The 14,124-nt window shown below is 66.3% G+C and carries 13 protein-coding genes and 1 tRNA gene; 7 read left to right on the plus strand and 7 right to left on the minus strand.

Annotated elements, in window-relative coordinates; genetic code table 11:
- Window positions 1-45: 45 nt before the first annotated feature.
- A complete protein-coding gene (pheA, locus tag DCO49_RS02355) occupies window positions 46-1,236 on the plus strand; it encodes a prephenate dehydratase (RefSeq protein WP_116862638.1) in 1,191 nt (396 codons plus the stop codon).
- A gap of 72 nt (window positions 1,237-1,308) precedes the next feature.
- Window positions 1,309-2,616, plus strand: coding sequence for a 3-phosphoshikimate 1-carboxyvinyltransferase (aroA, locus tag DCO49_RS02360; RefSeq protein ID WP_116862639.1), 1,308 nt, complete (start codon window positions 1,309-1,311; stop codon window positions 2,614-2,616).
- Between the two features lie 196 nt (window positions 2,617-2,812).
- On the opposite strand, the gene DCO49_RS02365 is transcribed toward aroA, so the two are convergent.
- Both DCO49_RS02365 and DCO49_RS02370 read right to left on the minus strand, forming a co-directional pair.
- Entirely contained in the window at window positions 2,813-3,376 is a 564-nt protein-coding gene (locus DCO49_RS02365; RefSeq protein WP_116862640.1) for an energy transducer TonB, read from the minus strand.
- A gap of 118 nt (window positions 3,377-3,494) precedes the next feature.
- The gene (locus tag DCO49_RS02370) at window positions 3,495-4,133 is read right to left on the minus strand and encodes an energy transducer TonB (RefSeq protein ID WP_116862641.1); all 639 of its coding nucleotides are present in this window, start codon (window positions 4,131-4,133) and stop codon (window positions 3,495-3,497) included.
- 113 nt (window positions 4,134-4,246) lie between these two features.
- Here DCO49_RS02370 and serS point away from each other — a divergent pair, with 113 nt between their 5' ends.
- Window positions 4,247-5,527, plus strand: a complete 1,281-nt coding sequence (gene serS / locus DCO49_RS02375) for a serine--tRNA ligase (RefSeq protein ID WP_116862642.1) — start codon at window positions 4,247-4,249, stop codon at window positions 5,525-5,527.
- A 33-nt stretch (window positions 5,528-5,560) separates the two neighbouring features.
- Here serS and DCO49_RS02380 read toward each other — a convergent pair whose 3' ends face one another.
- Window positions 5,561-5,923 (minus strand): ligand-binding protein SH3, encoded by a 363-nt coding sequence (locus tag DCO49_RS02380; RefSeq protein ID WP_116862643.1) that lies wholly within the window; start codon window positions 5,921-5,923, stop codon window positions 5,561-5,563.
- A 149-nt stretch (window positions 5,924-6,072) separates the two neighbouring features.
- On the minus strand, window positions 6,073-6,657 hold the full coding sequence (locus DCO49_RS02385; RefSeq protein WP_079222337.1) for an NAD(P)H-dependent oxidoreductase: 585 nt from the start codon (window positions 6,655-6,657) through the stop codon (window positions 6,073-6,075).
- A 126-nt stretch (window positions 6,658-6,783) separates the two neighbouring features.
- Between DCO49_RS02385 and DCO49_RS02390 the strand changes: the two genes are divergently transcribed.
- Window positions 6,784-7,776 (plus strand): LysR family transcriptional regulator, encoded by a 993-nt coding sequence (locus DCO49_RS02390; RefSeq protein WP_079222336.1) that lies wholly within the window; start codon window positions 6,784-6,786, stop codon window positions 7,774-7,776.
- Between the two features lie 78 nt (window positions 7,777-7,854).
- Here DCO49_RS02390 and DCO49_RS02395 read toward each other — a convergent pair whose 3' ends face one another.
- Complete coding sequence (locus tag DCO49_RS02395) at window positions 7,855-8,913, minus strand: DUF4241 domain-containing protein (RefSeq protein ID WP_116862644.1); 1,059 nt, start codon at window positions 8,911-8,913, stop codon at window positions 7,855-7,857.
- A gap of 125 nt (window positions 8,914-9,038) precedes the next feature.
- Between DCO49_RS02395 and DCO49_RS02400 the strand changes: the two genes are divergently transcribed.
- Together DCO49_RS02400 and DCO49_RS02405 are read left to right on the plus strand one after the other, a co-directional pair.
- Window positions 9,039-9,128 (plus strand) — tRNA-Ser (locus tag DCO49_RS02400).
- Between the two features lie 169 nt (window positions 9,129-9,297).
- Window positions 9,298-9,690: a BLUF domain-containing protein gene (locus DCO49_RS02405; RefSeq protein ID WP_116862697.1), complete on the plus strand. Its 393-nt coding sequence runs from the start codon at window positions 9,298-9,300 to the stop codon at window positions 9,688-9,690.
- Here the strand turns inward: DCO49_RS02405 and DCO49_RS02410 are convergent.
- Together DCO49_RS02410 and DCO49_RS02415 are read right to left on the minus strand one after the other, a co-directional pair.
- Window positions 9,666-12,446, minus strand: coding sequence for a UvrD-helicase domain-containing protein (locus DCO49_RS02410; protein ID WP_116862645.1), 2,781 nt, complete (start codon window positions 12,444-12,446; stop codon window positions 9,666-9,668). The two genes, DCO49_RS02405 and DCO49_RS02410, sit on opposite strands and share 25 nt — an antisense overlap.
- 150 nt (window positions 12,447-12,596) lie before the next feature.
- On the minus strand, window positions 12,597-13,586 hold the full coding sequence (locus tag DCO49_RS02415; protein ID WP_116862646.1) for an MDR family oxidoreductase: 990 nt from the start codon (window positions 13,584-13,586) through the stop codon (window positions 12,597-12,599).
- A 102-nt stretch (window positions 13,587-13,688) separates the two neighbouring features.
- Here DCO49_RS02415 and DCO49_RS02420 point away from each other — a divergent pair, with 102 nt between their 5' ends.
- Complete coding sequence (locus DCO49_RS02420; RefSeq protein WP_116862647.1) at window positions 13,689-14,036, plus strand: helix-turn-helix domain-containing protein; 348 nt, start codon at window positions 13,689-13,691, stop codon at window positions 14,034-14,036.
- Window positions 14,037-14,124 lie beyond the last annotated feature (88 nt).

The following is a 14,124-nucleotide window of genomic DNA, read 5'->3' on the forward strand; positions in this document are numbered from 1 at the left end:
AACGGCGCGCACCCTCGGGTGCGTGCCCCGCAACAAGGAATTCCGATGGCAAGCAAACCCAGCAAGAAGTCGCCGAAGAAGGGCGGGTCCGCCAAGGCCGCCGCCGCGCCCAAGGGCAAGGCCGCGTCCAAGACCACCCCGGTGCCGACCCAGGCGCCGCTGGCACTGGCCGATGTGCGCTCCAAGATCGACCAGATCGACCGTGACATCCAGAGCCTGATCGCCGAGCGTGCGCAGTTCGCCCACCAGGTCGGCAAGGCCAAGGGTAAGCTCGCCGCCGCCGTCGATTACTACCGACCCGAGCGCGAAGCGCAGGTGCTGCGCATGGTGGTGGACCGCAACGAAGGCCCGCTCAGCGATGAAGTGCTGGTGCACGTCTACCGCGAAATCATGTCGGCCTGCCTGGCCCAGCAGGAACCACTGAAGATCGGCTACCTCGGCCCGGAAGGCACCTTCAGCCAGCAGGCTGTGCTCAAGCACTTCGGCCGCTCGGCGATGGGCCTGCCGATGGCCAGCATCGAAGAAGTGTTCCAGGAAGTGGAAGCGGGCAGCGCCGATTTCGGCGTGGTGCCGGTGGAAAACTCGGGGCAGGGCACCATCCAGATCACCTTGGACATGTTCCTCACCTCCAACCTGAAGATCTGCGGTGAAGTGGAACTGCGCGTGCAGCAGTACCTGATGTCGCGCAGTGGCCGCCTGGAAGACATCGAGCGCGTCTACGGCCACCCGCAGTCCTTCATGCAGACCTCGGCGTGGATGCGCGCCAACCTGCCCAAGGCCGAGAAGATCCCGGTCGCCAGCAACGCCGAAGGTGCGCGCCGTGCGCGCAACGCCGACGACGCGGCCGCTATCGGTGGCGAGAGCGCCGGCCACGTGTACGGCCTGAAGAAGGTCGTCACCAAGCCCATCCAGAACGATGCCGACAACACCACCCGTTTCCTGGTGGTAGGCCGCAACATCTTCCCGACCTCCGGCCACGACCGCACCTCGGTGCTGGTGTTCATCCATGACAAGCCCGGCGCGCTGTTCGATGTGCTCAGCCCGTTCGCCCGCCATGGCATCAGCATGAACCGCATCGAGTCGCGCCCGTCGCACCACGGCAAGTGGGAATACGGCTTCTTCATCGACCTGGCTGGCCACATCGACGACGCGCCGATGCAGGCCGCGCTGGCCGAGCTGGAAGCGCACTCGGCGCAGATCAAGGTGCTGGGTTCCTACCCGGTGGCCGTGCCCTGATTGCCGTTGCGGCCGCGTGCCGCGCCCATTGATGCACCGCCGGCGTGCCGGCGTTTACGGAATGATCGAACGATGAGCAACGCGCAACACTGGATTGCCCGCAAGGGCCAGCCGCTGCAGGGCAGCCTGACCATTCCCGGCGACAAGTCGGTCTCGCACCGCTCGGTGATGTTTGCCGCGCTGGCCGATGGCACATCGCATATCGAGGGCTTCCTGGAAGGCGAAGACACCCGTGCCACTGCGCGCATCTTCAGCCAGCTCGGCGTGCGTATTGAAACCCCCAGTGCCTCGCAGCGCGTGGTGCACGGCGTCGGCATCGATGGCCTGCAGGCGCCCAGCGCGCCGCTGGACTGCGGCAACGCCGGCACCGGCATGCGCCTGCTGGCCGGCCTGCTGGCGGGCCAGCCGTTCGACTGCACGCTGGTTGGCGATGAGTCGCTGTCCGGCCGTCCGATGCGCCGTGTCACCGGCCCGCTGTCGCAGATGGGCGCGAAGATCGACACCGAAAGCGATGGCACCCCGCCGCTGCGCGTGCATGGTGGCCAGTCGCTGCAGGGCATCGATTTCGCCTCGCCGGTCGCCAGTGCGCAGGTGAAGTCGGCCGTGCTGCTGGCCGGCCTGTACGCGCAGGGCGAAACCAGTGTGGTCGAACCGCACCCGACCCGCGATTACACCGAGCGCATGCTCTCGGCGTTCGGCGTGGACATCGAGTTCTCGCCGGGCAAGGCCCGCCTGCGCGGCGGCCAGCGCCTGCGCGCCACCGACATCGTGGTGCCGGCTGATTTCTCCTCGGCCGCGTTCTTCCTGGTCGCCGCCAGCATCATTCCGGGCTCCGAGCTGCGCCTCAAGCAGGTTGGCCTCAACCCGCGCCGCACCGGCCTGCTGCACGCGCTGCGCCTGATGGGCGCGGACATCACTGAAGAAAACCCGGCCGAGCAGGGTGGTGAGCCGGTGGCCGACCTGGTGGTGCGCCATGCGCCGCTGAAGGGCGCGCGCATTCCGGAGGCACTGGTGCCGGACATGATCGACGAGTTCCCGGCCCTGTTCGTGGCGGCTGCCGCAGCCGAAGGCCAGACCGTGGTGACCGGCGCCGCCGAGCTGCGGGTGAAGGAATCGGATCGCCTCGCCGCGATGGCCACCGGCCTGCGCGCGCTGGGCGTGCAGGTGGATGAAACCGACGATGGCGCCACGCTGCACGGGGGCATCACCCTGGGCAGCGGCACCATCGAAAGCCACGGTGACCACCGCATTGCCATGGCGTTCGCCATTGCCGGCCAGATCAGCGGCGGCGAAGTGCGCATCAACGACATCGCCAACGTCGCCACGTCCTTCCCGGATTTCGACGGCCTGGCCCGCAGCGCCGGTTTCAACCTGGCCTGAGGTCGCCGCGACGCCGCTGCGCTCGCCGGGCATGGCCCGGCGCTACCATTCGGCGTCGACCCCGGTAGCGGCGGTTTCAACCTGGCGGCATATCCGGTAGCGCCGGGCCATGCCCGGCGGTCTCCGACCCCGGCACAAAAAAAGACGGAGGCCGAAGCCTCCGTCTTCCGATCGATCACGAACCCCTCGCTCGCGATCAACGCTGCTCGGTACGGAAATCCACCGGCACGCGCACCACACTCGCCACGGCACGACCGTTCTGCATGGCCGGCTGGAACTTCCAGCCCTGCACGGTGCGCAGCACCGAGCGATCCAGATCACGGCTGCGCTCGCCACTACGCGACACGATGCTCGCCTCGGTCACGTTGCCGCGGGTATCCACGTTGAGGCTGGCCACCACGCTGCCCTGCACGCCGTTACGCAGCGCGGTTGCCGGGTAGGTCGGCTTGTCATTGCTGGCCAGCGGGCTGGCCTGACGGTTGCGTACGGCCGGGGTCGCCTTGCGCTGCTCGCTGGCCGGGGCCGCGTTGCGCGCTGCCGGCGCAGTGGCTACCGGGGTCTCGCTGGCCGGCAGCATGCGCTCGCCCATGGGGGCCGGCGCCACGTCTTCCTGGTTCGAGAACCGCAGCCACATCAGTGCAGCGGCAAACATGGCCACGATCAGCGCCAGCCACAACCAGGGTGAGGTGCGCTGCGGGCGCTCGCTCACATCCTGCTGCAAATGCGGGGAATGAAGGTGTTCATGGGTAGTAGCACTCATTGCAGACTCCTCGCGTCAGTAACGACGCACAAAGTCTTGCCCGAGGAGATGTAGCGGTGTGTCAGCGTTGCGTCAACGCAACCGGCAGGGTTCAGCTTGCCTGCCGGGAAGCGTTCAGTTACTGCGGCTTGAAGTCGAACGGCACTTCAATGGAGCCCGGCACTGGCTGGCCATTGCTCAGCGCGGGGCTGAAGCGCCAGCGGCGCACCGCATCGGTTGCGGCGCGATCCAGCTCGCGCGAGCCGCTGCGCTGGATCACGGTGATGTTGTTGGCATAGCCGGTGGCATCCACGTCCACCCGCACCACCACACTGCCGGATTCGCCACGGCGCAGCGCACCGGCAGGGTAGGACGGCGGCGGCGACTGGCCTGCCACGGGCATCGGCTGGCTGTTGCCCGTGGCCGGCGCGGCGCTGCCCGGGGCGGCCGGGGCCGGCTCGGTACTGGCCGGCGGCGGCGGGGCGGTTTCCACCAGCTTCGGTGCTTCTTCCTGCACCGGCGCCGGCTTGGCATCGGGCATGTCGCTGGAGCCGGCCGCGGCGGGCAGGGGCTCGGGCAACGGCTCGACCTGCGCGGTCTCCTGCGGGGTCTGCGTGGCCGGGTCATCGGCGCGGAAGAATTCCTTGTCGCGGCCGGTCAACCAGACCACCACGAACAGCAGAACGCCTACGCCGAAGGCGATGCCGGCGATCTTAAGGGCGTTGCGCGGGATATGCACGGTGAACGACTTGGCAGGCGATGAGCGGGGTGCAGACATGGACCGGACCAGCAGGGAATGCCCCGATTCTGCCACGGCGGGAATGAACCGGGCGGCAGAAATCCGTATAACAGGCGATAATCCCGTTCCTGATACCCACCACGACACCCGCCATGCTTGATCCAGCCCTGCTCCGCCACCAGCCCGCCGACCTCGCCGAACGCCTGCGCACCAGCCGCGGCTTCGAGCTCGACGTGTCTGCCCTGGAGTCCCTGGAGGCCGATCGCAAGCGCATCCAGGTGCGGACCCAGGAACTGCAGAGCCTGCGCAACAGCCGTTCCAAGGCCATCGGCCAGGCCAAGGCCAAGGGCGAGGACGTGTCGGCCATCATGGCCGAAGTGGCCGCGTTCGCAGACGAGCTGAAGGCCTCGGAAGTGGCCCTGGACGAGCTGCGCGAGAAGATCGACACCATCGCCGCCGGCATCCCGAACCTGCCGGCCGATGACGTGCCGGCCGGCGCCGACGAGAACGGCAACGTCGAGCAGGCGCGCTGGGGCACCCCGCGTACCTTCGATTTCCCGGTGCTGGACCACGTCGAACTGGGCGCCCGCAACGCCGGCCTGGACGCCGAGACCGCGGCCAAGCTGTCGGGCTCGCGCTTCACCGTACTGCGCGGTCAGGTCGCCCGCCTGCACCGTGCCCTGGCCCAGTTCATGCTGGACCTGCACGCCGGCGAACACGGCTACGAAGAAACCAACGTGCCGTTGCTGGTCAACGCCGATTCGCTGCGTGGCACCGGCCAGCTGCCGAAGTTCGAGGACGACCTGTTCAAGACCGCCGTGGGCGATTCCACGCGCTACCTGATCCCGACCTCGGAAGTGCCGCTGACCAACCTGGTGCGCGACGAGATCATCGACGCCGAGCGCCTGCCGCTGCGCGTGACTGCCCACTCGATGTGCTTCCGCGCCGAAGCCGGCAGCGGCGGCCGTGACGTGCGCGGCATGATCCGCCAGCACCAGTTCGAGAAGGTCGAGCTGGTGTCGATCTGCCGCCCGGAAGACAGCGACGCCGAACACACCCGCATGACCCGCTGCGCCGAAGTCGTGCTGGAAAAGCTGGGCCTGCCGTACCGCAAGGTGCTGCTGTGCACCGGCGACATGGGCTTCTCGGCCATCAAGACCTACGATCTGGAAGTCTGGCTGCCCTCGCAGAACACTTACCGCGAAATCAGCTCGTGCTCGAACACCGGTGATTTCCAGGCCCGCCGCATGCAGGCCCGCTGGCGCAACCCGGCCACCGGCAAGCCGGAGCTCGTGCACACCCTGAACGGCTCGGGCGTGGCGGTCGGCCGCGCGATGATCGCGGTGATGGAGAACTACCAGAACGCCGACGGCACCATCACCGTGCCGGACGTGTTGAAGCCCTACATGGGTGGCGTCGAAACCATCGGTTGATAACCGACGCACCTCATACCTGTAGAGCCGAGCCTATGCTCGGCTCTTTTTTTGTGCTCGCACCTTCTCCAACGGCACCCACCCGGGCTCGCCCGTTTCCGGCACGCACCACGCCCAGCCATTCAGCGTGCGCACCCCGCGCAACACCTGCCCCGGATCCACATCCAGCTCCCGCGCGCAGTAATCCTCCGTGGCAAACGCGCCACCCTGCGCATCGCGCCCGATCACCGGCGCCGGCACGAATCCCCGTTCCTGACCCTCGGCCTGGCACAGAAACCAGTCCTCCCAGCCCTCAGGGCCCTCATAACGCTCGCCCACCACCAGCGCCTGTCCACGGCGCAGGGTGATCGGGTGCGGAAACTCGCTGCGATGCGCAGCCGTGACGATGTAGTTCATGCCCCCAGCCTACCGGCCCCGCACAACAAAAAAAACGGCCCCGCAATGCGGAGCCGTCGGGGTGGGCCGGGATGGGGGAGGGGCTCCCGGCCCGCAATCAGCGCCCCCGACGAGGAGGGGGGAGGGCGCCGATCGCTGGAACGCAGTACTTACGCAGCCACTTCTTCGGCAGCGTGCGACGGCAGGGCCGACAGCGCGCCGGCAATGGCGTCTTCGCGGTGCTTCGGCGAGTAAGCGATGCCCTCGGCACGCACGAACTCGACGTTGTCGATGCCCATGAAGGCAAACACCTGGCGCAGGAAGGGCTCCTGGAAGTCAGCCGGCGAATCGGTGTAGATGCCGCCACGGGCGCTCACCACGATCACGCGCTTGCCACCGGCCAGGCCCACCGGGCCGTTCTCGGTGTACTTGAAGGTGCGGCCGGCCACGGCAACGCGGTCGATCCAGGCCTTCAGGGTGGACGGGATGCTGAAGTTGTACATCGGCGCGCCGATGACCAGGATGTCGGCGGCCAGGAACTGCTGCATCACCTGTTCAGCGTCGGTCGCCTCGGCGGCATCGACACCGGCCAGCGAGCTGCTGCGCAGATGCGGTACCGGATTGGCGTCAAGATCGCGATAATCGACCTGCAGGCCGTCGATCTGGTTCTTGAACTGGGCGACCACGGCAGCGGTCAGCTGGCGGGACACGGAATTGTCGCCAAGCACGCTGGCGTCGAGATGCAGAAGCTTCATGGCAGTCACCTATGTTCTGGAGGGGAAGGGCGGTGTTTGCCGCCGACGGAGGGAACGATAGGTTGTTGCACGGGCAGGATAAAGGTGATTCAATGCCACGAATTGTTCTAGATATGGAACTCGGGTATGCATGACCTGAATGACCTGTACTACTTCGCCATGGTCGTTGACCACGGCGGTTTCGCTGCCGCCGAACGCGCCCTGGGCATCCCCAAATCGCGCCTGAGCCGCCGTATCAGCCAGCTTGAGACCGACCTGGGCGTGCGCCTGCTGCAGCGTTCGACGCGCCGCTTCGCCGTTACCGACGTCGGCACCAGCGTGCATCGCCATGCACAGACCATGCTGGCCGAGGCCCAGGCCGCACGCGAGGTGGTTGACCGCCTCAGCGCCGAGCCGCGCGGCGTTGTGCGCGCCAGCGTGCCCGTGTCGCTGGCGCAGATGCAGCTGCCCAAGCTGCTGCCCAAGTTCCTCGAGCAGTACCCCAAAGTCCGCCTGCAGCTGAACATCAGCAACCGCCGCGTGGACATCATCAATGAAGGCTACGACGTGGCCCTGCGCGTGCGTTCGCGCCTGGATGACGACGGCAGCCTGGTGATGCGCAGCTTCGGGCAGGTGCAGGAACTGCTGGTGGCCAGCCCGAAGTACCTGGACCGCGCCGGCCGCCCGAAGGATCCGGAGGAACTGACCCAGCACGTCACCCTCAGCATCAGCGAAGATGAAGCGCGCCAGCGCTGGGAACTGCATGGCCCGGAAGGCGAAGTGCGCCGGGTGGACCTGCAGCCGCGCGTGGCCGGCTTCGATTTCCCGCTGCTGCAGAGCATGGTGAAGGACGGTTTCGGCATCACCATGCTGCCGGAAACCGTCTGCGCCGAAGCCGTGCGCAATGGCGAACTGGAAGTGGTGTTGCCGGACTGGTCGTTGCCGCAGGGCGTGTGCCACGCCGTGTTCGCCTCGCGCCGCGGCCTGCTGCCGGCGGTGCGCGTGTTCATCGATTTCCTGGCCGAACACCTGCCGCCGCAGCTGGAGGCCTCGCGCCTGGATTGCGGTGGCGCGTGCGAGAAGGCCAAGGAGAAGATCAAGGCCAGTGCGCTGGGTGCACTGGCGGTGGATGCGGGCTGAGGCGTGCCCTTCGACGCTGACGCTGATCTTTGAACGGTAGCGCCGGGCCATGCCCGGCGTTGCCGTTTCCGGCGCCAGTTACCTGCGCCCGAACAACCGAGCCCAGAAGCCGGGCCGCGCCTGTTCCGGCGTTGTAGTCCTGGTAATGACCGGCGCCTCCAGCACGGCCATCAGCTCCGGGCTGCGTGGCTTCTTCAGGAAGCGCGCATAGTCGCGGTAGCTGGTCACCTTGTTCATGTGCAGGCGCTCGGGCATCGCTGGTTGCGCGCCGCCTTGCAAGAGTTCCCTTAATGCCTGCGGGCGGTCCAGGCGGATCGCCTCGAACAGGGCAGTACCGCCGCAGCCGGGTTCGATCTGGTTGGCCCGCTGTGGCGCATCCTTCAGAAGCGCGCGCAGCGCATCCGTGTCATCACGCTCGACGGCAGCCACCAACTGCGCCAGGGCCTCGGCTTCCTCAGGCGCCAGACTGTCGCGATAGGCCTGATCGGCGATCTCTCGCGCGTCGCGCCCCTCACCGCCTTCGATGCACAGGAAATCGGTTACCAGTGCCACCGGGATGCCGGATGTGTCCAACGCCCAGTAGCTGGGGTAGACGCCATCGCCGCAGCCACTGGTGAACACGACCAGGCCGTGCGGGGAGTCCTGGCCCCAAGGGCGGTACTCGGCGCCTTCATCCAGGCCGTCGTGGTCAATCAGCGCATCGGACCATGCTTCGTTGCCCTGATCGATCAGCGCAAGCAGCGCCTGCTGGGTATCGGTATCCATGAAACAACCGATGCCGGCGTCGACCGGGTAGCCAATGAAGCTGTCCTCATCCAGGCCGGTCAGGTCCTGCGTGGTCCAGCGCGCCATCTGCCAGTGCAGGGCCGATACCGTGAGTGCCTGGCGCGGTTTGAACCAGACCACGGCCAGCGCCGGGCGGCCGCTGTGCACGATGATTTCGACCGGATGCAGGCCCGCCGGGACGGTGTAGTCGGCCAGCGCTGGGGCCTCGGCCTGGACCAGCGGATCGCAGACCACCAGGTGCCCGCTGCTGACCGGCAGATGGCCGGCGAAGCTTCGGGTCAGGGCGACCGCGGCCAGCTGGGTGTCGTCCAGCAGGCAGGTGCGCAGGTTCGCCAGATCGAGGTGGGCCATGGCGGCTCCGGTTGCAGGTGATGCCCCACCGTGCCGGATGCGAAGGGCAGGAGCAAGGGTGGTCTTGGGCAAATGCGCTTCACGTGCGAGAATACGCCGCTGCCCGGGCAACCGGGACCCCGATTGGAGAGATGGCCGAGCGGTTTAAGGCACCGGTCTTGAAAACCGGCGAAGGGTTAAACCTTCCGTGGGTTCGAATCCCACTCTCTCCGCCAGATGATAAAACGCCCCGACAGGGGCGTTTTTGCATCCTGCAGTCTGACTCTCCGCCCGGCCTCCGGTAGCGGCGGCAATCTCCGGGCGTCAACGTTCTCACGCAGACCGGTGATAATGAACTAAGTTGCTCGTGTTCCAGGGAGGTTGCACTCCCTTAAGGTACCCGCCGTGTGTTACATCGGCCAAGCTGTTGCTGGGCTTGCCCGAGCGCGGGTCAGGCAGATCGGCCGGGGTTCCACTGACTTCAATCGGGGCGTGGATGTCACCGGCGTTCTGCTGTTGGATGGCGCGCGCTTTCTCCAATACTTCGAAGGGCCACATGATGGCGTTGAGGCGGTACTGGAGCGCATCCTGGGCGCCGAGGATCGCCGCGACGTGGAAGTGCTCGCCAACGGCAATGTCCCTCTGTGCTATTTCCCGCACCGTTCCATGCGCATCATTTCAACGTCGGCATCTGCTCTGCAACATGCCGCGACAACTGATTGGAGCGCATCTGGCCCGGATACAGTTCAGCGGCTCGCCGCGCTTGTTCCGCTTCACCGCGGCGAGCGCGGCCCATGAAGGCTGGCTCCACGCGGGCCCTTCGGCTTGTTATGGCACAACGGGTAACTCGAACACGACCGGAACGCCCCATGCGGCCCATTCCGCTCCACAAACACCCCCACCTTGCACACCGGGCAGCGCTCTTCGTTGATGGCCGCACCTGAGATCCCGGTCACCTCCACAACGCCTCCCTCCACCAGCTCATCCAGGAAGGGCGAATGCTTGCCCTGCAGGGTAAACATCGCCACGCTGCGCCGCGCACGCGTCAGCGCCACATAGAACAACCGCCGCTCTTCGCTCAGCGGGTAGGTATCCCCATCCGGCATCGCCAGTGACAGCACCGGGTCATCCGCGCGCAGGCTCGGGAATCCACGGTTCACCATGGCCGGCAGGATGACGTAGTCCGCCTCGCGCCCCTTCGATCGATGGGCGGTCAGGAACTCAACCTCCATCGTGCTGCCAAACAGCGTCTTCCAGTCCGCAGGCACTGCATTGCGATCCGCCCGATAGCGGCCCAGCACGAACACGCGAACGAGCCCGTCGCGCCCCTGCGGAACCGCCCCGGACAGCAACCGCTGATGCAGTTTGGCCAGGTACTGGCGCACACCGTCCTGCACTTCCTCGCGCCGGGTCATCTGGAAGGCCTGCAGCACCGGCCCCATCGCTGGCGTAGCCGAGCGGACCGTCTTGGCAATCTGTGCGGGATTGCGGCTGATAAAGCGGCTGGAGATATCGCACAGTTCCTGCGGGCAGCGGAAGGTCTGCTCCAGCTTCAGCACCTGGGCGTGGCCCATCCATTCACGGAAGCCGGTCATCACCGAAACATCCGCACCGGCGAAGCGATTGATCGACTGCCAGTCATCGCCCACTGCAAACAGGTGGCGACCCGGCTGGCTGACCAGGGCGCGGCAGAGGCGCGCGCGCGCGCGCGAGGCGTCCTGGAATTCGTCAGCCATTACCAGGTCGTAGGGCGATTCATAATGCCCTTGCTCCAGGATGCCAGCGGCCATGTTGAGCATGTCCTCGAAGTCGATGCCGCGCTCGTACGCCAGCGCCTCGTCCCAGGCTTGGAAGACCGGCGCGGCGATTTCCAGGAATCGCCGGTGCCGCTCCTTGAACTGGTCCTCGGGCATCTGCTGCAGGCGCGCGGCCAGATCGTCCAGCGTCAGGCAGTTGCTTTTGGCGTGGGCGATAAAGGTGCGCATCAGCCCGATCAGATCCGCATCCGGCATCGGCTTTGCGCCCTCGCTGGGCAGCTCACGGTCGGGGTTGGGGTCGAGCTCGACATCGGCGTCGCCGAGTTTCTCCGCAAGATGTTCCAACGCATGCCCGCTGCGCAGGCCGAACGAGGTTGTCTCCACCAGCGAAGTGCCGCGCGCCACGTGCTGCTGGCGCTTCCACTGCATGCCTTCAGCGTAATTGGCGAAGTGCTTCGGCGGCTGGCCGTTGGCATCCAGCGCAAAGTGCTCGTGATACAGCGCTGCGTCCGGGTAATAGAAGTCCGGCCGATACTGGCGATGGGTATCGGTGGCAGTATCAAATTCGTAACGGCGCTCGTAGTCGTACGCCACGCCGTTGTAGAACAGCCAATCGGCAATGACGCACTCTTCCAGGCTCTTCACCCGCTCGCCCTGCAGGGTGCGGATGTAGGGCGTGCCGTCGCGGTCGTAGCCATCGGCCATCATCTCCGCACCGAACGGCGGAAGATCCCGCCCGAACACCAGGCGGAACATGTCCCACTGGGTACGGAAGTGGATCGAACGATCCTTCAGGTCGTCCACCAGTTCGGCCAGCTTGTTGAAGCCAAGCGTGGCGTCGATGGCCCATTCGGGAATGTCGGGCTTGCGGCCGGTGGCCTTGCCGATGATGGCCAGGCCCAGCGCATGGAAGGTCCGGGCCTCGACCACGGTGTCGCCCATGCCGAGCCGGTCGAAGGAGCGCTGCGCGCGCTCCTCCAGTTCCCTGGCCGCATCCTTGTTGAAGGCGAGCATGACGATCCGCTCGGGCTCAACGAACCCGCGATCGATGGCATAAGCGGCCTTGGCGACCATGGTGGAGGTCTTGCCGGAGCCCGCCGAAGCGACGACCTGCACGCAGTTGTCGAAGCAGATGACCGCGCGCGCCTGTTCCTCGGTCAGCGGTTTGCTTTCGACGCGGTCCAGGAAGTCCTTGGCCAGCACCAGCTCCCGGGTCGCCATGGTGGAATTGGCGTCGGCCCATACGGCGGGCCAATCCAGCTGCCAGTCGTGCAGGGCATCCAGCGCGGCCCGGTGGCTGTGCGAATGCAGATCGTCGTGCAGGTCTTCATCAAGGAACAGCCGTTCCAGCTCGGCCGGAGACAAGGGCAGGGTGGGGCGCTCGGCCAGCAGCGTCTGCTGCTGTTCGTGGGTGATCCAGTGGCGGCCGGCGCTGCCCCTGTCAGTGAGGGCGTCGGCCACGGCCAGCCACGATTGGATCTGCTCCAGCATGTCCGCAAAGAGTGCCTTGCGCCCGCGCGTGGTGCGCGCAAAGAGCACCTGCTGGACAGCAGCCGCGAGGCGGGAAGCCTGGCCGTTGGGCAGGCCGTCCACGGACAGCGTTTTGCCGTCCTCGCTCTGCAGCGCAACCCGGGCCCAGAACAGGCCCGGAAGAACCCGCACACGCTGGTCGCCGTCCACGTGCTGCCGGTACTGCCGGCCCTCGATCAGCAGCTCGACATGCTCGCCATCCAGTCGCAGCCGCCAGTTCGGCGAACGGGTCACACGCTGGCCCCAGCCGGAGGGGCGCCATTCCATAGACATCCAGATACTGCCTTGCGTACGTCACTGGGCGTAAAGCGCCCTTACAGCTCCATGATAAGGGGGCTTGGTGCCGTGCGCAGAGCTTCTGGGTAAGGCAGGCCCGCAGCCAGCGATGGCGTTGCACCACCGCTGGCCCGATCGCCGTCAGGCGTTCACATCCACCACGATCCGCCCGCGCACCTTGCCCGGGATGATCTGCTCGTACACATCCAATACTTCGGCCAGGCCGATCAGCTGCACCGTGCTTTCCAGCTTCTGCGGGTCCAGGTCGGTGGCGAGGCGATCCCATGCACGCTGGCGTACGTTCTGCGGGGCATTCACCGAATCGACGCCGGCCAGGGTCACGTTGCGCAGGATGAAGGGCAGCACCGAGCCGTGCAGCGCATCGCTCTGCGCCAGGCCGCAGGCGGCCACGGCGCCGCGGTACTTGGTCTCGGCAAGCGCGTTGACCAGGGTCGGGCCGCCGGCCACGTCCACCACGCCGGCCCAGCGCTCGGCGCTGATCGGCTTCTTGCGCGGCTCGGAAAGCTCCGCGCGGTCGATGATCTCCGCCGCGCCCAGGCTGTGCAGGTATTCTGCATGTTCGGGGCGGCCGGTAGCGGCCACCACGCGGTAGCCCAGCTTGGACAGAATGGCTACGGCAATCGAGCCCACGCCGCCGTTGGCGCCGGTTACCAGCACATCGCCTTTTTCCGGGGTCACGCCCGCGTCTTCCAGTGCCAGCACGCACAGCATGGCGGTATAGCCGGCGGTGCCGATGGCCATGGCATCGCGGGTGGTCAGGTTGCCGGGAATCTTGTTCAGCCACTCACCGCGCACGCGGGCGCGCTGGGCCAGGCCGCCGTGGTGGCCCATGCTCAGGTCCCAGCCATTGAGCACCACGCAATCACCGGCTTTGAAACCGGCATTGCTGGATTCCAGCACCACGCCGGACAGGTCGATGCCGGGAATGAGCGGAAACTTCTGGATGACCGGGCGCTCGTTGGTCAGCGCCAGCGCATCCTTGTAATTGAGGGTCGAATAATCAACCTGCACCAGGACATCGCCATCCATCAGGTCGGCCTCGTCAAAATCCACCAGTTCGGTGGAAACACGGTCGTTCGTCTTGCTGGAAAGCAGTGCCTTGAACTTCATGGTGGGGCCTCACGTTCAGTGGATGGGGCCATGCTAGGCTCGCACCGTTATTGCGACAAGAACGATGGTTTTTCGTAGGTACTATGGTTTTCCGGAGTATGTATGCGTAGCAAGCGTTGGGACGGCAAGAGCGGCTGCGCCGTGGAGGTAACGCTGTCGGTGATGGGTGGGGTGTGGAAGCCGGTCATCCTGTTCCACCTGATCAAAAGCAAACGCCGGTTCATGGAACTCACACGGCGGGTGCCCAATGCCACCCAATCCATGCTGACCAGCCAACTGCGTGAGCTGGAAGCCGATGGCGTGGTGATCCGCCATGTCTACCCGGAAGTGCCGCCGAAGGTGGAGTACGAGCTTTCTGAGTTCGGACGCACGCTGGTGCCGGTGCTGCTGGCCATGCGCGAGTGGGGCGAAACCTATCGCGGTTACCAGAGCACGCTTGAGGACAGCTGAGGGCGGAGGTGTGTCGCATCTGCCACATCGGCGAGGAGCGGAATGACGGTTGCATGGATGACGCCTGCAGGCCGGGAGCGCCATTCGA

This window comes from Stenotrophomonas sp. SPM (genome assembly GCF_003105135.1).
Classification (GTDB): Bacteria; Pseudomonadota; Gammaproteobacteria; order Xanthomonadales; family Xanthomonadaceae; genus Stenotrophomonas.